This window comes from Streptomyces sp. NPDC001056 (genome assembly GCF_053598955.1).
The window spans coordinates 49838-71288 of sequence record NZ_JBSFLI010000037.1; the positions used below are offsets into that span (position 1 = coordinate 49838).

A 21451-nucleotide genomic window follows, 5' to 3' on the forward strand; every position below is an offset into this window, starting at 1 on the left:
TGCCGCCGAGGAGCCCACCGCCCATGACCATCCCCGCCCTGTCCGTGCCCGAGGCCGTGCGCGAACCCCTGCCGCTCGCCGACGTCGATCTCGCGAACCTGGACAACTTCACCGACGGCGTGACCCCGTGGCGCATGTTCCACACCCTGCGCCACGAGGACCCGGTGCACTGGCAGCCCGAGGAGGCCCCCAACTCCGGTTTCTGGTCCGTCACCCGGCACGCCGACATCGCCCGCGTGGACCGGGACGCGGAGACCTTCACCTCCATGAAGTTCGTCAATCTCGAAGAGGTCGACGAGGACCAGATCAAGAAGCGCGCCTCCATCCTGGAGCTGGACGGCGTCCGCCACCGCGCCCTGCGCAGCCTGCTGCAACGGCAGTTCGGCGCGAGCGTCATCAACGGCTACGCCGACTTCCTGCGCGGTCTGACCGCCACCACCCTGGACGCGGCCCTCGCCAAGGGCACCTTCGACTTCGTCAAGGACGTGTCCGCCGACTTCCCCATCAACGTGCTCGCGCGGCTGCTGGACGTGCCGCCGGAGGACAACCAGCAGCTCATCGACTGGGGCAACCGCATCATCGGCAACACCGACCCCGACTACGCGGACGTGCTCCTGCACAGCGAGGAGAGCGAGAAGTACCGCGATCTGCCCTTCCGCTCCCCCGCCTCGCTCGAAGTGTTCGCCTACGGCCGCGAGCTGGCCCGGCAGCGCAAGGGCGGCGACGGCACCGACCTGATCTCCCGGCTGGTCAACGAGACCCCGCGCGACGGAGTGCCGCTGTCCGCACAGGACTTCGACAACTACTTCCTGCTGCTGGTCGTGGCCGGCAACGAGACGACCCGCCACACCATCAGCCACTCCATGCTGGCCCTCCTCCAGCACCCCGAGCAGCTCGCCCGCCTCCAGGAGGACCCGTCCCTCATCCCGACGGCGGTGGAGGAGTTCCTGCGCTGGGCCTCCCCCGTCTACCACTTCCGCCGCACCGCGATCCGCGACGTCGAACTCGGCGGCAAGCGGATCAGGGAGGGCGACAAGGTCGTCATGTGGTTCGCCTCCGGCAACCGCGACGAGGAGGTCTTCGGCAATCCCTACGACTTCGACGTCGCCCGGCGGAACAACGACCACATCACCTTCGGCAAGGGCAGCCCGCACCTGTGCCTCGGCAATCTGCTGGCGCGCACCGAGATCCGCATCATGTTCGAGGAGCTGATCCCGCGCCTCGCGGGCATCCGGCTCGCCGGGGACGTGCCGCGGGTGCGCTCCAACTTCGTCAACGGCATCAAGCGGCTCCCGGTGGAGGTGACCCTGGCCTGAGGCGTCACTCCGGGACCGGCCCCTCCGGCAACTCCAGCAGTTCGCACCCCAGTTGGTGCAGCGCCCGGTCTATCCCGGGCCGGGTGGCGAGCCGGGGGGTGCGGGCGACGTCGTTGACGACGGTCAGGACGGTCTGCACCCGGACGCGGGCCTCGGACGGGCCCATGGCCGGATGGACCGCGTGCAGCAGGTGCAGCCACTCCGCGATGTAGTCGCGCTGGAACTGCCGGGTGCGCAGCCGGTCCGCCTCCTGGAGGTGCTCGGCCTCGGTGGCGATCACCGTCACCAGGTGCCGGGAGACCAGCGCGTTGCGGGTGTAGCGCCACACCAGGCGCCGGAGCGCACCGGCGTGGTCCTGGGCCGAGGCGAGCACCTCGGCCAGGTCGACCCAGAGCCGTTCGACGCCGCGGTGCACGGCGGTGGCGAGGAGCTCGTGCTTGCTGGCGAAGTGGTGGTAGATGCTCTGCCCGGCGATCCCGACGGCCGCGCCGGTGTCCTCCAGGCTGACGGAGGCGTAGCCGCGCTCGGCGAACAGTTCGGTCGCGGCGGCGAGCAGGGCCTCCCGGCGCGAGCGGTGCCGCAACCGGCCCCCGGGTGCGTCGAGTCGGGGTTCGCCGAGGCGGGGCGGGGCCGCCGTGGCGACGCGGCGCATCAGACACGCCACGAGGTCCGGCGTGGCGAGTTCCACGTGCTGGTAGGCGAGGCCGGCCGCCACACCGAGCGTGCCCCAGGACAGCAGCTCGGTGTGGGCCGGGTCCAGGTTCGGCCGGGCGGCGGTGAGTTGCCCGGCGAGGGTGCGCCGGGCCGCGTGCAGCCGGCGGGCGAGCTCCGCGTACTGCTCGGCGGGCAGGTGCCGGGCCTCGCGCTGCCACAGCACGCCCAGCTCGCGCCGGGCCAGCGCGGACGCCGCGAAGTCCCGCACCAGGACGTCGAGTTCGCCCGGACCGGCCGGGTAGAGCCCGGCCAGGCAGGAGTCGAGCGCCTCGGCGACGACGGCGTGCAGCAGCTCCTGCTTGCTCCCGAAGTGCCGGTAGAGGGCCGAGGGGCCGATGCCCACGGCCGCCGCGATGTCGCTCATCGCCGCGTTGGCGTAGCCGTCGCGGGAGAACAGCTCCCGCGCGGCGGCGATGATCAGCTCCCGGCGGTTGCGCGGACGCGTGGCCCGCACGAGCGGGGGAACCGGCCGCGCGGCGGGCCCCGCGGGAGCCGCACCGGGTTCCGCGGGAGCCGTACCGGCTTCCGCCGCCCCTGAACGGCCGATCGCCTCCGCGGCCTCCGCGACTCCCGCACGGACGCCCGCCGTCTCCGTCCCGGTCCCGACCCTCACCGTCACCTCCAGACAGGCGAGCCGACTCCCTCTGGACCGGCGACCTAGCCGAGTTCCAGCGAACGGCCGATGATCTCCTTCATGATCTCGGTCGTGCCCGCGTAGATCCGGCTCACCCTACTGTCCTGCCAGGCCCGCGCGATCGGGTACTCCAGCATGTAGCCGTACCCGCCGTGCAACTGGACACAGGCGTCCATGACCCGGCCCTGGAGTTCGGTGCACCACCACTTGGCCTTCGCGGCGTCGACGACCGTCAACTCGCCCGAGTTCAGGGCCAGTACGCAGCGGTCGAGGTAGTGCTGGGCCACCTCGATCTCGGTGGACAGCTCGGCGAGCCGGTGCCGGATCACCTGGAGGGTGCCGATCGGCTTGCCGAACGCCTTGCGCTCACGGACGTACTCGACGGTCCACTCGAAGGCGGCCGCCGCCTGGGCCAGACCGGCGATCGCGACCGACATCCGCTCCTGCGCGAGATTGCGCGTCAGGGCGAAGAAGCCCTCGCCCTCCTCGCCGAGCAGGTTGGCCGCCGGCACGCGCGCCCCGGTGAAGACCAGTTCCGCGGTGTCCTGGGCGTGCAGGCCGACCTTCTCCAGCTTCCGTCCGCGCTCGAAGCCCGGGGTGCCGCGCTCCACGACGATCAGGCTGAGCCCCCGGTGCGGGTGCTCGCCGGTGCGGACGGCGACGACGACCAGGTCGGCGTTGATGCCGTTGGTGATGAACGTCTTCGCGCCGTCGATGACGTAGTGGTCGCCGTCCCGGACGGCCTTGGTGCGGATGCCGGACAGGTCGGAACCGGTGCCGGGCTCGGTCATGGCGACCGCCGTGATCAGCTCACCGGAGGCGATGCCGGGGAGCCAGCGCGCCTTCTGCTCGTCGTTGGTCTGGTCGAGGAAGTAGGGCAGGCACACGTCCGCGTGCAGGGTGGGCCCGAGGATCGCCGGGATGGCCCCCACCCGGGCGCCCTCCTCGTGCAGGATCGTGTTGTAGCGGAAGTCCTGGATCCCCGCGCCGCCGAACTCCTCGGGCACGGCGATGCCGAGCGCGCCGAGGGCACCCAGACCGGTGAACAGCTCGCGGGGCACGATGCCCGCCTTGTCCCAGTCCGCGTAGTGCGGCATGACGTGCTTGGCGACGAAGGCCCGCACGCTCTCGCGGTAGTCCTCGTGCTCGGCTTCGAAAAGGGTTCGCTTCATGATCAGCTTTCTCAGAGGGATCGAGAACCGCGGTGGTGCCGCCGTATGGCCGAATGCGCCAGCGGAGACTACTCGGGATTCACTTGAGGTGGAAGTGGTGAAGTGGCGGCGGGTGAGGCGGGGTGGGGTGGTACGAGGCGCCCGGCCCGCATTCTGATCCCGGTTCACAAAGCCGCTCCTTCGACTGTGCCGCTGGTCACATCGAGTCCGACTACTGCCTTTTACTAGGACGTCCTAGTATTTCTCTGATCAGCGTCCCCCGACCTGTCCCGGAAGGCCCCCGATGAGCGAACTGCACTCCCCCGTGCACCCCGTACGCCTGGTCACCGCATCCGCTCTGTTCGACGGGCACGACGCGTCGATCAACATCATGCGGCGGATCTTCCAGTCCCAGGGTGCCGAAGTGATCCACCTCGGGCACAACCGATCGGTTCAGGAGGTCGTGAACGCGGCACTGGAGGAGGACGCGCACGGCGTGGCCGTCTCCTCGTACCAGGGCGGCCATGTCGAGTACTTCGAGTACCTGGTCGAGTCGCTGCGCGAGCGGGGCGCGGAGCACATCCGGGTGGTCGGCGGCGGGGGCGGCGTGATCGTGCCCGAGGAGATCACCCGGCTGCGCACGCACGGGGTGACCATCTTCTCGCCCGAGGACGGTCAGCGGATGGGCCTCGCCGGGATGATCAACTCGGTGGTGCGGGACTGCGACTTCGACCTGTGGGAGGGCAAGCCCGCGGACGTCGACGCCGTGCTCGCGGGCGACCGGTTCGCCACCGCCCGCGCCATCACGGGCGCCGAGCTCGGCAAGCTGTCCCCGGAGTTCCTCGCGCGGCTGCGGGACGCGGCGGCGGCACGGGTGGTGCCCGTCCTCGGCATCACCGGCACCGGCGGCTCCGGCAAGTCGTCGCTGACCGACGAGCTGGTGCGCCGCTTCCGCGTGGACCAGCAGGACAAGCTGCGCATCGCGGTGATCGCGGTCGACCCGACCCGCCGACGCGGCGGCGGCGCGCTGCTCGGCGACCGCATCCGGATGAACTCCCTGGACGGGAACCGGGTCTTCTTCCGCAGCCTCGCCACGCGCGGCAGCCATGAGCTTCCCGAGCACCTCACCGAGGTGCTCGACGTGGTCAAGGCCGCCGGGTACGACCTGGTGATCGTGGAGACCCCGGGCATCGGCCAGGGCGACGCGGCGATCGTGCCGTTCGTCGACACCTCCCTGTACGTGATGACGCCGGAGTTCGGCGCCGCCTCCCAGCTGGAGAAGATCGACATGCTCGACTTCGCCGACGTGGTCGCGGTCAACAAGTTCGAGCGGCGCGGCGCCAAGGACGCGCTGCGCGACGTGAGCCGCCAGCTGGTGCGCAACCGCGAGGCGTTCGACAAGAGGCCCGAGGACATGCCGGTGTACGGCACCTCGGCCGCGACCTTCCACGACGACGGGGTCACCGCGCTCTTCCAGCACCTGAAGTCGGCCCTCGACGAGAAGGGGCTGCGTCTGCGGGAGGGCACCCTCGCGCCCGTCTCCGTGCGCCACTCCTCCGGCATCCGCCAGGTGGTGCCGGCCGACCGGGTGCGCTACCTCGCCGAGATCACCGAGACGGTCCGCGCGTACCACGCCGAGACCGAGGCGCTGGCGGAGGCGGCGCGGCGGGTGCAGCGGCTGGACGCGGTCAAGGGCGAACTCACCGCGGCCGGTTCGGACGCGGACAACGTGGACGCCCTGCTCACGGACGCCCGCAGGCAGCTGCCGCACGAGGTCACCGAGCAGCTGGAGAACTGGCCCGCCGTCGTGGCGTCGTACTCCGGCGACGAGCAGGTCGTGAAGATCCGCGACCGGGAGATCCGCACCAAGCTGACCCGCGAGTCGCTGTCGGGCAACAGGGTCCCCCGGGTGGCGCTGCCCCGGTTCACCGACCACGGTGAACTGGTGCGGTTCTGGCGGCGGGAGAACCTGCCGGGCTACTTCCCGTTCACCGCCGGGGTGTTCCCCTTCAAGCGCGACGGCGAGGACCCGGCGCGGATGTTCGCCGGCGAGGGCGACCCGTTCCGCACCAACCGGCGCTTCAAGCTCCTGTCGGAGGGCCAGCCCGCCACCCGGCTGTCCACCGCCTTCGACTCGGTCACCCTCTACGGCCGCGACCCGGGCGAGCGCCCCGACATCTACGGCAAGGTCGGCACCTCCGGCGTCTCGGTCGCGCACCTCGACGACATGAAGGCGCTGTACGACGGCTTCGACCTGACCGCGCCGACGACCTCGGTCTCGATGACGATCAACGGCCCGGCGCCCACCGTGCTGGCGTTCTTCCTCAACACGGCGATCGACCAGCAGATCGAGCGGTTCCGCGCCGCCGAGGGCCGCGACCCCTCGGCCGAGGAGGCGGCCGGGCTGCGGGCCGACGCGCTGGCGAGCGTGCGCGGCACCGTGCAGGCCGACATCCTCAAGGAGGACCAGGGGCAGAACACCTGCCTGTTCTCCACCGAGTTCTCGCTGCGGATGATGGCCGACATCCAGGAGTGGTTCATCGCGCACAAGGTCCGCAACTTCTACTCGGTGTCCATCTCCGGCTACCACATCGCCGAGGCGGGCGCGAACCCGATCAGCCAGCTGGCCTTCACCCTCGCCAACGGCTTCACCTACGTGGAGGCGTACCTGGCGCGCGGCATGGACGTGGACGACTTCGCGCCCAACCTGTCGTTCTTCTTCTCCAACGGCATGGACCCCGAGTACTCGGTGCTCGGCCGGGTCGCCCGCCGCATCTGGGCGGTCGCGATGAAGCGGAAGTACGGCGCGGGCGAGCGCTCGCAGAAGCTCAAGTACCACGTCCAGACCTCGGGCCGCTCCCTGCACGCCCAGGAGATGGACTTCAACGACATCCGCACCACGCTGCAGGCGCTCATCGCGATCTACGACAACTGCAACAGCCTGCACACCAACGCCTACGACGAGGCCGTGACCACCCCGACCGAGGAATCCGTCCGCCGGGCCCTGGCCATCCAGCTGATCATCAACCGCGAGTGGGGCCTCGCGATGAACGAGAACCCGCTCCAGGGCTCGTTCATCATCGACGAGCTGACCGACCTGGTCGAGGAAGCCGTGCTGCTGGAGTTCGAGCGGATCAGCGAGCGCGGCGGCGTGCTCGGCGCGATGGAGACCGGTTACCAGCGCGGCCGCATCCAGGACGAGTCGATGCTCTACGAGCAGCGCAAGCACGACGGCTCGCTGCCCATCATCGGTGTCAACACCTTCCGCAACCCGCACGCGGAGGGCGCCGAGCCGGGCGCCATCGAGCTGGCCCGCGCCACCGAGCAGGAGAAGCGCTCCCAGCTGGAGCGTGTGCGGGACTTCCAGTCCCGGCACCAGCAGGAGGCGCACGCCGCGCTGACCGCCCTCAAGGCGGCGGCGGTCGACGGCGACAACGTCTTCACGGTGCTCATGGACGCCGCGCGGGTCTGCACCCTCCAGCAGATCACCGAGGCGTTCTTCGAGGTGGGCGGCCAGTACCGGCGCAACGTCTGACGCACGGGGCGAGGGGGGTGCGGGCGCCGAGCGGCCCGCACCCCCCTCGCGCCGTCACGCCTGGTAGGCGAGCAGCGCCATCATCCCCGCCTCGCCGTGGTAGGCGTTGTGGCAGTGCAGCATCCACTGGCCGGGGTTGTCCGCGTCGAAGTACACGGACACCGTGCGGCCGGGCAGCACGATGGTGGTGTCCTTGCGCGGGCCGCCGGTGCCGAGCTGGTAGGTGTGGCCGTGCAGGTGCATCGGGTGCCACATGTCCGTCTTGTTGACGAAGTCCAGCCGGACCCGCTCGCCCTGTTCGACCAGGACCGGGTGCGCGGTGGGGTGCTTCATGTCGAAGCGCTTGCCGTTGATGCCCCAGTCGTACCTGGCCATGCCGCCGGTCAGTTCGATCCGGTGGACCCGGTCGGTCTTCTTCGTCGCCAGGCGGACGTCGTCGGCCGCCCTCAGCCCGGCGGCGTTCATGATCATGCCGTCCAGTTCCTTCGGGCGGACGGTCGGCTTCGGCGCGGTGCCGGAGCCGGTGCGCACCAGCGCCATGCCGCTGGCGTTCTTGCCCTCGGCGACGGCGACCAGCGGGAAGACCCCGTCGGCGAGCGTGACGAGGACGTCGTACCGCTCCCCCATGCCCACCAGCAGCGCGTCCACCTCCTGGTGGGCGACCGGGAAGCCGTCGGTGTGGGTGATGGTCAGCTTGTGGCCGCCGAGCGCGACGCGGTACGCCGTGTCGCCGCCGGCGTTGACGACGCGCAGCCGCACCCGCCTGCCGGGCTTGCCGGTGTAGACGTCGGGGTCGGCCGGGACCCGCCCGTTGACCAGGTGGTACGGGTACTTGACGTCGCCTGCGTCGCCGCCGAGCAGACTGCTGCGCGCGCCCATGAGCATGAACTTCATCGAGCCGGACGACGACTCGCCCCCCTTGCCCGAGTCACCGCCGCTCGTGTCCGTGCCGCCCATGTCCCCCATGTCCATCCCGCCCATGTCCCCCATGTCGTGGCCGGACGAGCCGCCGTGCCCCGATCCGCCCATGTCCATGCCGCCCATGCCATGGCCCAGCTCGGCGAGGACCTGGTCGGGGGTGCCGGTGACACCGTCGACCCAGTCGTCCAGGACGACGACCCACTCGTCGTCGTACGACAGCGGTTCCCTCGGGTCCTCCACGATCAGCGGGGCGTGCAGTCCCCGGTCGAGCTGGACACCGACGTGCGGGTGGAAGAAGTAGGTGCCGGGGGTGTCGGCGAGGAAGCGGTAGGTGAAGTTGCGGCCGGCGCGGACGGCGCTCTGGGTGGCCGGGGGCACGCCGTCCATGTCGGCGCGCAGGGCGATGCCGTGCCAGTGGATGGACGTCGTGGTCCGGTCCGGCAACTGGTTGGAGAGTTCGGCGGCGAGGGTGTCACCGGCGGACAGCCGGATCTCCTTGCCCGGGGTCCGGCCTCCGTAGGCCCAGCTCTTCGCCATCACCTTGCCGCCGAGGTCGAGCATGGTGGGCGCCGCGGTCAGGGTGACGTTGCGCACCTTGCCGGTGCCCTTGCGCTTCTTGTCGGTGGTCGCGACCACCTTGCTGCCGGGGCTCACCAGGGCCGGCGTGGAGCCGGAGCCGCCGCACGCGGCGAGCGCTCCTCCTCCCGCGACGGCGAGACCGGCCAGCAGGGCGGAGCGTCGGTTGATGCTGTTCATGTGCGATGCCTCTTCTCACGATGCGGTCGACCTGCGCGCATGCGGCATCGCCCCACCGTGTCCGGGGGAACGGGCCGCGGGAAAGCGGCCTAGATCAGCAGTCGGGAGAGGACGGAGAGGTCCGGCGGCGCGCGGTGCGGGTGGCCCGGAAGGCCGCGCCCGGCGAGGACGCCGTGGCCGGGAGCGCCGGGGACGGCGGGGGTCCGCACGGTCGGCGGCACGAGCCACTGGGGTGAGCCGACGGCGGCGGAGGTGCAGTGCTGCATGTCGGCGCCGGAGCAGGCGCCGCCGGCGTCGTGGTCCATGGCCGAGGTCAGGGCGGCCATGTCCGGCCCTGTCCTGCCGTGCGCGGCGTGCCCCATCCCGGGCATCGCGCTCATGGCGGTCGCGGGTGCGGCGGGGACCGCGCCCATGTCGTGGTGGACCAGGACGACGAAGGCGGCGAGCAGCGCCAGGACGGCGGCCCACGACCGGCGCGCCGCGCCGCGGTGGGAACCGATCCGCCGGTACGTCACCTGTCGTCGACCCCTTTCCGGCACACGCCTCGTCCGCCACACCCTTCCAGGCACGTCACTATACCCCCTAGGGGTAGACCGTCCACTCGGCCCCGGGAAGACGATCGGATGACTAAGTACCCCTGGGGGGTATATCGTTCATCTCGTCGGGAGGCCGGGCGACCGCCCTTCCGCGGACCGAACCATGCTCACACCCGAGGAAGAAGCCATGACCGAACAGACGAACTCCGGCTCCTGCTGCGGCTCCTGCGGCACCGGCGCGGCGACCGACGTGCAGGTCCACGGCAGCGGCGTCACCACCGTGTACAAGGTCTCCGGCATGACCTGCGGCCACTGCGAGTCCGCCATCTCCAAGGAGGTCTCCACCCTGGACGGCGTCACCGCGGTCACCGCCGTCGCCGACACCGGCGAGGTCACCGTGACCTCCGCCGCCCCGCTCGACGAGGAAGCCGTCCGCGCCGCCGTGGACGAGGCGGGCTACGAGCTCGTCGGCCAGATCTGAGGCTCCGCGCCGGCGGGCGCGGCGCACCCCCGGGCGAAGACCCCTGCGTTCCTCACGGGACGGAGGGGTCTTCGCCTTTTCAATGCCCCCTCGGCCCTGCGGCTCAACTCCCGTGCACTCTCCTCGACTTCACGCCCTTACATACCCCCCATGGGTATGCTACGGTGCACCGCACAGGTACCCCCCAGGGGTATACAGCAAGAAGGGTGGAGTCATGTCAGCGGTCAATCCCCGGCGCTGGTGGGCACTGGTCGTGCTCGCCGCCGCCCAGTTCATGGTCATCATGGACACGTCGATCATCGGGGTGGCGCTTCCCGAGATGCAGAAGGACCTCGGCTTCTCGCAGGGCGAGTTGCAGTGGGTCTTCAACGCGTATGTCATCGCCTTCGGCGGTCTGCTGCTGCTCGGCGGCCGGCTGTCCGACCTGCTCGGCGCCCGCAAGGTGTTCATCACCGGCTGGAGCGTGCTGGTCGCGGGCTCGATCGTGGCCGCGGCCGCGCAGAGCGCGTCCGTGGAGGTCGTCGGCCGTGCGGTCCAGGGCGTGGGCGGCGCGCTGATCGCGCCCTCGGCGATGACCCTGCTCATGATGCTCTTCGCCCACGACCCCAAGGAACTGGGCAAGGCCATGGCGCTCTACGGTGCCGCGGCGCCCGCGGGCGGCACGGCCGGTGTCTTCATGGGCGGTGTGTTCACGCAGTGGCTGAGCTGGCCGTGGGTGTTCATCATCTACATCCCGATCGGCCTCGGCACGCTCGCGGCCACCAAGCTGCTGCCGGCCGTCGGCGGCCGGCGCGGCGGCGGCGTGGACGTGCTCGGCGCGATCTCCGTCACGGCCGGTCTCGCGCTCGCGGTGTTCGCCGTCGTCCGCGCCCCCGAGGTCGGCTGGTCCTCGACCGGCACCGTGCTGGAACTGGTCGGCGCGGTCGCCCTGCTCGTCCTGTTCTTCGTCATCCAGAAGACGGTGCGCGAGCCGCTGATGCCGCTCGGCATCTGGCGGGTCCCGCGCCTGGGCTCGGCGAACCTGGCGATGGCGCTGCTCGGCGCCGCGTGGATCCCGATGTGGTACTTCCTCAACCTGTACCTCCAGCAGGTCCTGGGCTACGGGGCGTTCGCCTCCGGTGCCGCGCTGCTGCCGATGACCGTGCTCCTGATGATCTTCATGACGGCCATCACCGCCCGGCTGCTGGCGAAGTTCGGCGCCAAGCCGTTGATCGGCGGCGGCCTGCTGGTCCTCGCCGCGGGTCTGGTGTGGCTGGCCCAGGTGCAGCCCACGGGCACCTTCGTGGTCGACGTCCTGCCCGCGTCGCTGGTCGCGGCCCTCGGCATGTCGCTCGCCTACATCCCCGCGATGATGGCCGCGATGTCCGGCGCCCCGCAGGAGCAGGCGGGTCTGGCGTCCGGCATCGTCAACACCACCTACCAGGTGGGTTCCGCCCTGGGCCTCGCGGCGCTGACCGCCGTGGCCACCTCCGAGGGCGCGGGCAGGCTCGGCGACCTGCCCGCACTGACCGACGGTTTCAGCGCGGCCTTCGTCTGGGCCGCCGCGATCGCCGCCGTCGGTGGTCTGGTCACCCTGCTCGCCATGCGCGGCGACAAGGCGGCGGCGCCGCAGGCGGGCGCGGCACAGGAGGCGTCCGGCGAACGGGCCGGTGTCTGACGGGCACGTCTCATGGCGGACCGGCATGCATCCTCCGCCGGGACCGCCGTCCATCCGGACAACGAACCCCTCGACGGGCCGTCCGGCCCCGGGCAACCGGAGCGGACGGCCCTGTCCCATGTACGGAGGAGCCCTCTGATGGACATGCAGACCCGCGCCGTGCAGGTGCGGCACGAGCCCCCGACGACCGGCGGCCGGCCGCTGAGCGTGCCGATCGTCCAGTCCTCGGCCTTCGCCTTCGACTCCGCCGCCGAACTGGCCGACGCCATGGGCGGACCGGGCGGGGCGTACGTCTACTCCCGGCGCGGCAATCCCACCGTCCGGGCACTGGAAGAGACCCTCGCGGACCTGGAGGGCGGGGCCGCCGCGATCGCGTTCGCCTCCGGGATGGGCGCGATCAGCGGCGTACTCCTGGCACTGCTGCGGCCCGGCGATCACGTGATCGCCGGGCGCTGCCTGTACGGCGGCACGTACTCCGTCCTCTCGGACCTCGCCGGTCGGTACGGCATCGACGTGGACTACGTCAGCGGCGACGACCCGGCCGAATTCGCCCGACTGGTCCGCCCCGCCACCCGGTTGCTGCACCTGGAGACCATCGCCAATCCCACGGGCCGAGTCCCCGACCTGACCGGCCTGCTGGCCGAGGCCCGGCGGCACGGCGTGCTCGGCATGGTGGACAACTCCCTCGCCTCGCCGGTGCTGTGCCGCCCGATCGAACACGGCGCCGACGTGGTCGTGCACTCCACGACGAAGTACCTGGCCGGGCACTCCGACGTGCTCGGCGGCGTGGCCGTGTTCGCCGACGCGGGCGTGCGGGACCGGGTGTGGCCCCGCACCGTCGAACTCGGCGCCTGCGCCGACCCGTTCGCGGCCTGGCTGACCCTGCGCGGCCTGCCGACCCTCCCTCTGCGCATCCGGCAGCACTGCGCCGGCGCGGAGATCCTGGCCCAGCGCCTCGCCGCGCATGAGCGAGTGGCCGCGGTGCACTGGCCCTGGCTCCCGCGGCATCCCTCGTACGACCGCGCGCGCAAGCTCCTCGACGGGGGCGGCGGCATGGTCTCGTTCGACCTCGCCGGCGGCAGGGAGGCGGGGCGCGCGTTCATCGAGCGGGTCCGGGTCGCGCGCCTGGCGCTGTCGCTGGGCGGCGTGGAGACGCTGGTGACGCACCCGGCGTCCACCTCGCACCGGGAGCTGGACGACGCGGCGCTCACGGCCGCCGGGATCGGCGCGGGCACCGTGCGGATGTCGGTCGGCATCGAGCATCCGGAGGACCTCTGGGCGGACATCGACACAGCTTTGAATCGACCGTAGTTTTGGGTTGACAAAATAAACGGCCGATTCGTAGATTGAATGAGGCCCAGAGAACCGGCTCGTCCGCCCAGAGGGGGGCTCCATGCGCTACTTCGAGGACTTCCGCACCGGTGACGTCCATGAGTTGGGCACCGTCACCGTCACCGAGGAGGAGGTGCTGGACTTCGCGCGGCGCTTCGACCCGCAGCCCTTCCACATCGACCCCGAGCGGGCGAAGCAGTCGTCCTTCGGGGGGCTGATCGCCAGCGGATTCCACACCTCGGCGCTCTTCATGCGGCGCTATGTCGACGGCCTGCTCGCCTACAGCGCCTGCGAGGGCTCGCCCGGCATCGACGAGGTCCGCTACCGCCGGCCGGTCCGCCCGGGCGACGTCCTCACCGCGCGGGTCGAGATCCTCGGATCACGCCCCGCGCTGGGCAACCCCGCCACCGGCATCGTCCAGCCCCGCTGCGAGCTGGTGGCCGCCGACGGGACGGTCGTGTTCAGCATGATCCTGCACAGCATCTTCCGGCGGCGCCCCGCCGCACCCTCCACCGCGGCCCCCTCGTCGATGTCCGCGGCGCAGGACCCGGTCGCCTGCTGTGCCCGACAGCGCTGAACTCGGCGGTCCGCACACCCATCGCTCGCGCTGACGAAGCGCTGCCCCGAAGGGAGACCTCCCGTGGAGGCCGTATCCCGCACCGCCCAGTGGACCGCCGCCGCGCGGGCCCTGGAGACCGAACGCGAGGACCGGCTGTTCGCCGATCCCTACGCCCGCACCGTCGCCGGAACCACCGGCTTCGAGCTGCTCGACCGCTACGCGGGCGCGGGCACCGTGCCGTTCCTCGCCATCCGCACCACCTACCTCGACCGCGCCATCGAGCGCGCGGTGCGCGATCGGGGTCTGCGGCAGGTCGTGTTCCTCGCGGCCGGCATGGACACCCGCCACTACCGCCTCACCTGGCCCGACGGCATCACCCTCTACGAACTCGACCGGCCCGCGCTGCTGGAGGCCAAGGCCGCCATGCTCGCCGGGGAGCCGGAACCGGCGGGGCGTGAACGCCGTACCGTCGCCGTCGACCTCAGGGAGGACTGGACCGGCTCCCTCAAGGAGGCCGGCTGGCAGGCCGAGCGGCCCACCCTGTGGGTGGTGGAGGGCCTGCTGTTCTTCCTGCCCGAGGACGCCGTGCGCACCCTCATCACGACGCTGTGGCGGCACAGCGCGCCGGGGTCCGTCCTGCTCGGCGACGTCATCAGCGAGGCCGCGCTGCGCAACCCGCTGTCCCGGCCCTTCATGAAGGCGCTCGAAGAGGACGGCAACCCCTGGCTGTTCGGCACCGAGGAGCCGGAGCAGCTGCTCGTCTCCTGCGGCTGGACGGTCCAGGAGGTCAGGCAACCGGGCGAGGAGGGCGCCGACTTCGGCCGCTGGCCCTACCCGGTGCCGCCGCGCGAGACCCCGCGCGTGCCGCGTTCCTTCCTGTTCACGGCGATCCGAGACGAGACCACCTCATGACCCAGCCCCCCGGCCCCGGGCACACCGACCCCACGGCCGACTTCCACCAGCGCATCATCGACGACGCCGCGGCCGCCGTGCGCGGACTGTCCGTGTCCCTCGGCGAACGGCTCGGCCTCTACCGCGTCCTCGCGCAGCAGGGCCCGCTCACCCCCGGGGAACTGTCCCTGCGCGCCGGCATCGCGCCGCGCTACGCCGAGGAGTGGCTGCACGCCCAGCTCAGCGCGGGCTATGTGGAGCGCCACCCGTCGTCCGACAAGTACACCCTGCCGGCCGAGCACGCCTCCGTGCTCGCGCAGCCCGAAGCACCCACCTACGCCGCGGGGTTCTTCACCGCGCTCAAGGCGCTGTACGCAACCGAGGACCTGCTCCTGGACGCCTACCGCAGCGGTGAGGGCGTCGGCTGGGCCGAGCACGACCCGGCGCTCGACACCGGCATGGGCAGCTTCTTCCAGCCCACCTACCAGCACCGGCTGCTCAGCGACTGGATACCGGCGCTGCACGAGGTGAGCGACAAGCTCGCGGACGGCGGCACCGCGGCGGACGTCGGCTGCGGCGTCGGGCACACCACCCGGCTGATCGCCCGCGCCTTCCCCCACGCCCGGGTGTACGGCTTCGACTACTCGGAGGAGGCCATCGCCATCGCCCGGCAGCTCGCCGACGACGAGGGCCTCGGCGACCGGGTCGTCTTCGAGACCGCGTCCGCCGACGACTATCCCGGCACCGGCTACGACCTCGTGACCTTCTTCAACTGCCTGCACGACATGGGCGATCCGGTGGCCGCGGCCCAGCACGTCCGCAAGTCCCTGGACCCGGACGGCACGTGGATGCTGGTGGAGTCCAACGTCTCCCCCGCCGACATCCACACGCACACCCCGCCGGCGCGCATGTTCATGGCGCTGTCCGCGGTGATGTGCCTGCCGGTCGCCCTCGCCCAGCGCGGCCCGCACGCGCTCGGCAACCACTCCGGGGAGCGGGCCTTCCGCGCCATCGCCGAGGAGGCGGGCTTCACCCGCTGGCGGCGGGCGACCGAGACACCGGTGAACGCCGTCTACGAGGTCCGGCCCTGACCAGCTCAGACACCGCACACGCAGCGGACAGGAGAAAACATGGCCGCCACGGCCCTTCCCGTCAACGACCGTTTCCTGGAGATCCTCGAACGGCTCAGTGAGAAGTCCATCGAGGACTACTACAACCCGTACCAGCAGTTCGCCTGGCCCGACACGCTGGACGAGAACCGCATGTGGATGAGCCCCGAACTGCTCACCGTCCACGGCACCCCGTACTACGACCAGTTGGACCAGGAGACCCTGCGCCGGCTGTCCAAGTGGGAGTCCATCAACTTCTACAGCCTGAACGTGCACGGCATCCGCGAACTGCTCATCGAGGTCGTCGGCCGCATCCACATGCCCGGCTTCGAGGTGCCGTCCGACTTCTTCCACCACTTCATCGGCGAGGAGAACGAACACATGTGGTTCTTCTCCGAGTTCTGCCGGCGCTACGGCGGCAAGATCTACTCGTCGATGACCATGAGCGCCGACTCGGCCTGGGAGCCCGAGGTCGAGAACTTCCTGGTGTTCGCCCGCATCCTGTTCTTCGAGGAGCTGGTCGACCACTACAACACCAGGATGGCGCAGGACGAGACGCTCTGCGACACCATCCGCCAGGTCAACCGCATCCACCACCAGGACGAGTCCCGGCACATCGCCTTCGGCCGCGAACTGGTGTCGCTGCTGTTCCGGCGGATGCGCGAGGCGGTCGGCACCGAACGGCTGCGCGAGGTCGAGAGTTACCTGAAGCGCTACGTCGTCTTCAGCGTCAACTCTCTCTACAACCCGCACGTCTACCGCGACGCCGGCATCGCCGACCCGCTGGGTCTGCGCAACGCCCTGCTCGCCGACGAGCGCAGGCGCGAGCAGGAGCGCCGGGCGATCCGCAAGCCGCTCGCCTTCTTCCGGAAGACCGGGATCTTCTCCGACGACACCCTGCCGGTCCTCTGATCCGGCGCGGCTCAGCCCCTCCGGCGCGTCCCGCCCGATGACCGGGACGGCCGGTCCAGCGAACCGAGAGGTGGTCCACCACCGTGCCCGAAACCATATCCACAGCACCCCCGTGTTCCCCGGGAGAGAGCCGTGGCCTGCCCTCCCTGGGAGCGGAGGCGACGGCCCTGCTCCGGCTCCTCGACGACACCTTCGAGAAGTGGGGGGTGGCCGCCGGGGCCCGCCCGATGACCATGCCCCCGCTGCTGCCGGCCGCCGACCTCAAGCGGCTCGACTACTACGAGAACTTCCCCCACCAGGCCGTCGTCGCCACCGCGATCGACGTCGACCGCCGCGGCGAGTACTGCGCCGAGACGGGCTGCTTCCCCTGCGGCTCGCTCCAGCCCGCCGAACTGGGGCTGCCCTCCGCCTCCTGCTACGCCGTCTACCTCGACCACGAGGGCCGCGAGGTCGCGGACGACACCCTGGTGACCGTGGTCGGCTGGTGTTTCCGCAAGGAGGAGCGCTACGAGGGGCTGCGCCGCCAACTCGGCTTCCGCATGCGGGAGATCGTCGCCCTCGGCAGCCGTGAGCACGCGGACGCGCACCTGCGGGCGTTCACCGAGCGCATCACCGCCTTCGCGCGTGCCCTCGACCTTCCGCTGCGCCGGGAGGCCGCCAGCGACCCCTTCTTCGACAAGGGCGGCTCGAAGGCGCTGCTGCAGCGGCTGTCGCCGGTCAAGCACGAGTTCCTCTTCGAGGACCTCGCCATCGCCTCCGTCAACACCCATCGCAACTTCTTCGGCGACCGCTGCTCCATCACCCTCGCCGGCACCGGCGAACCGGCCTCCACCAGCTGCGTCGCCTTCGGCCTCGAACGCTGGCTGTCGGCCCTCACCCGGCGCCACGGCAGCTGGGCCGCCGCCGCCGAAGCCGTACGCGCGGCCGATGACCGCCTCACTCCGGTCGGCCCGGTGGTGTGAGGTGCCGGCCCACCCCACCGCCGAGGGCGGCGGTACGGGCTGGGCGAACCTCGGCATGGACATCGTGTCCGTCAAACGCGTCCGCCTGCTCCTCGACGACTACGGCGAGGACTTCTTCCTGCGGATGCTGAACCCCGGCGAACTCGACGACTGCCGTACGTCCAGCGGCCTCGATCCGCTCAGCCTGTGCGGACGGATCGCGGCCAAGGAAGCGGCGTTCAAGACCCTGCGCGTCCAGGGACGGCTCCTGCCGTGGCGCGACATCGTGGTGCACCGCTCGGACGGCGGCTGGCCGCTGGTCGAACTGCGCCGCACCGCCGCACAGATGGCAGCAGAATCCGGCATCCAGGACATCACGGTGAGCATCAGCCACGACGTGGACTACGCGGTGGCCGTAGCCGCTCCCATCATCGGCGATCCCCGGCACCAGCCGTGAGACGCCCGCTCCCCCAACTCTTCCTCGATCCTCGTTAGGAGTACCGCCATGACCGACGGCCTGCAGCAGGTGAAGGACTGGATCCTCAAGCGCCACCCGCAGCGCGACGACATCCCGGGCGACCTCGACCTGATCGAGAACCGGCTCATCGACTCGCTGTCCTTCGTGGAGTTCGTCTTCCTGCTGGAGCAGTACAGCGGCCGTGCCATCGAGATGGACACCCTGGAGGTCGACTCCCTCCGCACGCTCGACGCCATCGAGGCCGCGTTCTTCCTCGCGGAGGTGAAGTGAGGTGAGCCGGCGGCTCTTCACCTCGGAGTCCGTCACCGAGGGCCACCCCGACAAGATCGCCGACCGGATCAGCGACACCGTCCTGGACGCGTTACTGGCCGAGGACCCGGCCTCCCGCGTCGCCGTCGAGACCCTGATCACCACCGGCCAGGTGCACATCGCCGGCGAGGTCACGACCCGCGCGTACGCCCCGATCGCCCAGCTGGTGCGCGACACGATCCTCGACATCGGCTACGACTCCTCGGCCAAGGGGTTCGACGGGGCCTCCTGCGGGGTCTCCGTGTCGATCGGCTCCCAGTCGCCGGACATCGCGCAGGGCGTGGACTCCGCCTACGAGGCCCGCGCGGAGGGCAACAGCGACGAACTGTCCCGGCAGGGCGCGGGCGACCAGGGCCTGATGTTCGGCTACGCCTGCGACGACACGCCCGCGCTCATGCCGCTGCCGATCCATCTCGCGCACCGGCTGGCCGGCCGGCTGACCGAGGTCCGCAAGCAGGGCACCTGTCCCTACCTGCGGCCGGACGGCAAGACGCAGGTCACCATCGAGTACGACGGCGACCGCCCGGCGCGCCTGGACACCGTCGTCGTCTCCTCCCAGCACGCCGCGGACATCAGCCTGGAGTCCCTGCTGGCCCCGGACATCCGGGAGTTCGTGGTGGAGCCGACGCTCAAGGCGCTCGCGGAGCAGGGGGTGAGCCTGGAGAGCGACGGCTACCGGCTGCTGGTGAACCCCACGGGCCGCTTCGAGACCGGGGGCCCGATGGGCGACGCGGGCCTGACCGGCCGCAAGATCATCATCGACACCTACGGCGGCATGGCCCGGCACGGCGGCGGCGCGTTCTCCGGCAAGGACCCCTCCAAGGTGGACCGCAGCGCGGCGTACGCCATGCGCTGGGTCGCGAAGAACGTGGTCGCCGCCGGTCTCGCCCGCCGCTGCGAGGTCCAGGTCGCCTACGCGATCGGCAAGGCGGACCCGGTCGGCCTGTTCGTGGAGACGTTCGGTACCGAGTACGCGCCGGTCGAGCGCATCCAGGCCGCGATCACCGAGGTCTTCGACCTGCGTCCGGCCGCGATCGTCCGCGACCTGGACCTGCTGCGCCCGATCTACGCGCGGACCTCCGCCTACGGCCACTTCGGCCGTGAACTCCCCGAGTTCACCTGGGAGTCCACCGACCGGGCCGCTGCCCTGCGGCGGAGTGTGGAGGGCTGAGATGCGCATCGCTGTCACGGGCTCCATCGCCACCGACCATCTGATGTCCTTCCCGGGGAGCTTCTCCGACCAGCTCCTGGCCGACCGACTGGACCGCGTCTCCCTGTCCTTCCTCGCCGACCAACTGGAGATCCGGCGTGGCGGCGTGGCAGCGAACATCTCGTTCGGCCTCGGGCTGCTCGGTCTGCGGCCGGTACTGGTCGGCGCGGTCGGCGCCGATTTCGAGCCCTACCGGGTCTGGCTGAAGCAGCACGGGGTCGACACCGACTCCGTGCTGGTCAGCGAGGACCACCACACCGCACGTTTCGTCTGCACGACGGACCGCGCGCAGAACCAGATCGCCACCTTCTACGCCGGCGCGATGGCGGAGGCCCGCAGGATCGATCTGCGCGCGGTCGCCGAGCGCACCGGACGCCTCGGCCTGGTCATGATCTCGCCCGACGACCCCGAGGCCATGCTGCGCCACACCCGCGCCTGCCGGGACCTCGGCATTCCCTTCGCCGCCGATCCCTCCCAGCAGCTGGCGCGCCTCAGCGGCAAGGAAGTGCTGGAACTCGTCGAGGGCGCCCGCTGGTTGTTCACCAACGAGTACGAGGCCGCGCTGCTCCTGGAGCGTACGGGCCTCACCGCGCCCCAGGTGCTGCGCCGCGTCGGCTGCTGGGTCACCACCGAGGGCGCCGCCGGGGCCCGCGTCCGCCGCGAAGGCCGCCCCGACCTCACCGTGCCCGCCGTGCCGGTCCCCGGTGTGGTGGATCCGACCGGGGTCGGTGACGCCTTCCGCGCGGGCTTCCTCGCTGCCACGGCATGGGACGTGCCGGAGCGTTGCGCGGCCCAGCTGGGCTGTGTCGTGGCCGCCACGGCGCTGGACTACGTCGGCACCCAGGAGTACCGGCTGTACCGGGACCCCCTGCTCACCCGGCTGCGCACGACCTACGGCGTGGGCTGCGCGGCCCATCTGGCGACACGTCTGCGGGGCCTGGCATGACGGCCGCGCGGATCGAGGCCCTGCGCACGGCGCTCGCCACCCGGGTGGTGGTGGCCGACGGGGCGATGGGCACCATGCTCCAGGACGCGCAGCCGACGCTGGACGACTTCCAGCAGCTGGAGGGCTGCAACGAGATCCTCAACGTCACCCGCCCGGACATCGTCCGCTCCGTCCACGATGCCTACTTCGCGGTCGGCGTGGACTGTGTGGAGACCAACACCTTCGGGGCCAACCACGCGGCGATGGCGGAGTACGACATCGCCGGGCGGGTGCTCGAACTCTCCGAGGCCGGCGCCCGGATCGCCCGGGAGACGGCCGACGGATACACGGCCCGGGACGGGCGTCAGCGCTGGGTCCTGGGCTCCATGGGCCCCGGCACCAAGCTGCCCACCCTCGGCCACATCGGCTACGGCACGATCCGGGACGGCTTCCAGGCGAACGCCGAGGGCCTGCTCACGGGCGGCGCCGACGCGCTGCTCGTGGAGACCACCCAGGATCTCCTCCAGACCAAGGCGTCGGTCATCGGCGCCCGGCGCGCCATGCGACGGCTCGGCGTGGACGTGCCGTTACTCGTGTCGATGGCCTTCGAGACGACCGGCACGATGCTGCTCGGCAGCGAGATCGGCGCCGCGCTGACGGCCCTGGAGCCGCTGGGCATCGACATGATCGGCCTCAACTGCTCCACCGGACCCGCGGAGATGGGCGAACACCTGCGCCACCTCGCCCGCAACGCCCGCATCCCCCTGCTGTGCATGCCGAACGCCGGTCTGCCCGTCCTCACCGGGGGCGGGGCCTCTTTCCCGCTCGGTCCGGGGGATCTGGCCGACGCCCAGGAGACCTTCGTCCGTGAGTACGGCCTCTCGCTCGTCGGCGGCTGTTGCGGCACGACCCCGGAGCACCTGCGCCAGGTGGTGGAGCGGGTCCGGGGCCTGACCCCGCCGGCCCGCGACCCGCACCCCGAGCCGGGCGCCGCGTCGCTGTACCAGTCGGTGCCGTTCCGGCAGGACACGTCGTATCTGGCGATCGGCGAGCGCACGAACGCGAACGGGTCGAAGAAGTTCCG

The 21451-nt window shown here is 71.2% G+C and carries 19 protein-coding genes; 15 read left to right on the forward strand and 4 right to left on the reverse strand.

The features are described from left to right. Nucleotides 1–23 precede the first annotated feature (23 nt). On the forward strand, nucleotides 24–1316 hold the full coding sequence (locus tag ACWDD7_RS31585; RefSeq protein WP_450459911.1) for a cytochrome P450: 1293 nt from the start codon (nucleotides 24–26) through the stop codon (nucleotides 1314–1316). 4 nt (nucleotides 1317–1320) lie between these two features. Here ACWDD7_RS31585 and ACWDD7_RS31590 read toward each other — a convergent pair whose 3' ends face one another. Next, the gene (locus ACWDD7_RS31590; protein ID WP_450459912.1) at nucleotides 1321–2643 is read right to left on the reverse strand and encodes a TetR/AcrR family transcriptional regulator; all 1323 of its coding nucleotides are present in this window, start codon (nucleotides 2641–2643) and stop codon (nucleotides 1321–1323) included. Nucleotides 2644–2687: 44 nt separating this feature from the next. After that, complete coding sequence (locus ACWDD7_RS31595; RefSeq protein ID WP_450459913.1) at nucleotides 2688–3836, reverse strand: acyl-CoA dehydrogenase family protein; 1149 nt, start codon at nucleotides 3834–3836, stop codon at nucleotides 2688–2690. Nucleotides 3837–4119: 283 nt separating this feature from the next. Between ACWDD7_RS31595 and icmF the strand changes: the two genes are divergently transcribed. Continuing rightward, the gene (gene icmF, locus ACWDD7_RS31600) at nucleotides 4120–7350 is read left to right on the forward strand and encodes a fused isobutyryl-CoA mutase/GTPase IcmF (protein ID WP_450459914.1); all 3231 of its coding nucleotides are present in this window, start codon (nucleotides 4120–4122) and stop codon (nucleotides 7348–7350) included. 54 nt (nucleotides 7351–7404) lie between these two features. Here icmF and ACWDD7_RS31605 read toward each other — a convergent pair whose 3' ends face one another. Together ACWDD7_RS31605 and ACWDD7_RS31610 are read right to left on the reverse strand one after the other, a co-directional pair. Then, nucleotides 7405–9027, reverse strand: a complete 1623-nt coding sequence (locus ACWDD7_RS31605; RefSeq protein ID WP_450459915.1) for a multicopper oxidase family protein — start codon at nucleotides 9025–9027, stop codon at nucleotides 7405–7407. An 89-nt stretch (nucleotides 9028–9116) separates the two neighbouring features. Continuing rightward, on the reverse strand, nucleotides 9117–9542 hold the full coding sequence (locus ACWDD7_RS31610; RefSeq protein ID WP_450459916.1) for a hypothetical protein: 426 nt from the start codon (nucleotides 9540–9542) through the stop codon (nucleotides 9117–9119). A 208-nt stretch (nucleotides 9543–9750) separates the two neighbouring features. On the opposite strand from ACWDD7_RS31610, the gene ACWDD7_RS31615 reads away from it, so the two are divergent. From ACWDD7_RS31615 to ACWDD7_RS31675, 13 genes are all read left to right on the forward strand, one after another. Further along, nucleotides 9751–10044, forward strand: coding sequence for a heavy-metal-associated domain-containing protein (locus ACWDD7_RS31615; protein ID WP_351878520.1), 294 nt, complete (start codon nucleotides 9751–9753; stop codon nucleotides 10042–10044). Nucleotides 10045–10258: 214 nt separating this feature from the next. Beyond that, a complete protein-coding gene (locus ACWDD7_RS31620; RefSeq protein ID WP_450459917.1) occupies nucleotides 10259–11701 on the forward strand; it encodes an MFS transporter in 1443 nt (480 codons plus the stop codon). A 138-nt stretch (nucleotides 11702–11839) separates the two neighbouring features. Then, a complete protein-coding gene (locus ACWDD7_RS31625) occupies nucleotides 11840–13012 on the forward strand; it encodes a trans-sulfuration enzyme family protein (protein ID WP_450459918.1) in 1173 nt (390 codons plus the stop codon). An 82-nt stretch (nucleotides 13013–13094) separates the two neighbouring features. After that, nucleotides 13095–13610: a MaoC family dehydratase gene (locus tag ACWDD7_RS31630; protein WP_351878511.1), complete on the forward strand. Its 516-nt coding sequence runs from the start codon at nucleotides 13095–13097 to the stop codon at nucleotides 13608–13610. 63 nt (nucleotides 13611–13673) lie between these two features. Continuing rightward, on the forward strand, nucleotides 13674–14504 hold the full coding sequence (locus ACWDD7_RS31635) for a class I SAM-dependent methyltransferase (protein WP_450459919.1): 831 nt from the start codon (nucleotides 13674–13676) through the stop codon (nucleotides 14502–14504). Continuing rightward, complete coding sequence (locus ACWDD7_RS31640) at nucleotides 14501–15574, forward strand: class I SAM-dependent methyltransferase (RefSeq protein WP_450459920.1); 1074 nt, start codon at nucleotides 14501–14503, stop codon at nucleotides 15572–15574. Before ACWDD7_RS31635 ends, ACWDD7_RS31640 begins: the two co-directional genes overlap by 4 nt. A 39-nt stretch (nucleotides 15575–15613) precedes the next feature. After that, on the forward strand, nucleotides 15614–16504 hold the full coding sequence (locus tag ACWDD7_RS31645) for a diiron oxygenase (RefSeq protein ID WP_450459921.1): 891 nt from the start codon (nucleotides 15614–15616) through the stop codon (nucleotides 16502–16504). Nucleotides 16505–16587: 83 nt separating this feature from the next. After that, entirely contained in the window at nucleotides 16588–17466 is an 879-nt protein-coding gene (locus ACWDD7_RS31650) for a class-II aminoacyl-tRNA synthetase family protein (protein WP_351878499.1), read from the forward strand. After that, nucleotides 17432–17902, forward strand: a complete 471-nt coding sequence (gene acpS / locus ACWDD7_RS31655) for a holo-ACP synthase (protein WP_450459922.1) — start codon at nucleotides 17432–17434, stop codon at nucleotides 17900–17902. Before ACWDD7_RS31650 ends, acpS begins: the two co-directional genes overlap by 35 nt. 48 nt (nucleotides 17903–17950) lie before the next feature. Next, nucleotides 17951–18193, forward strand: a complete 243-nt coding sequence (locus ACWDD7_RS31660) for an acyl carrier protein (RefSeq protein ID WP_351878493.1) — start codon at nucleotides 17951–17953, stop codon at nucleotides 18191–18193. 1 nt (nucleotide 18194) lies between these two features. Beyond that, the gene (gene metK / locus ACWDD7_RS31665) at nucleotides 18195–19403 is read left to right on the forward strand and encodes a methionine adenosyltransferase (RefSeq protein ID WP_450459923.1); all 1209 of its coding nucleotides are present in this window, start codon (nucleotides 18195–18197) and stop codon (nucleotides 19401–19403) included. 1 nt (nucleotide 19404) lies between these two features. Beyond that, nucleotides 19405–20388, forward strand: coding sequence for a carbohydrate kinase family protein (locus ACWDD7_RS31670; RefSeq protein WP_450459924.1), 984 nt, complete (start codon nucleotides 19405–19407; stop codon nucleotides 20386–20388). Continuing rightward, nucleotides 20385–21451: homocysteine S-methyltransferase family protein (locus ACWDD7_RS31675; RefSeq protein ID WP_450459925.1), on the forward strand; the 1067-nt coding region annotated here is incomplete at its 3' end. The genes ACWDD7_RS31670 and ACWDD7_RS31675, both read left to right, overlap by 4 nt.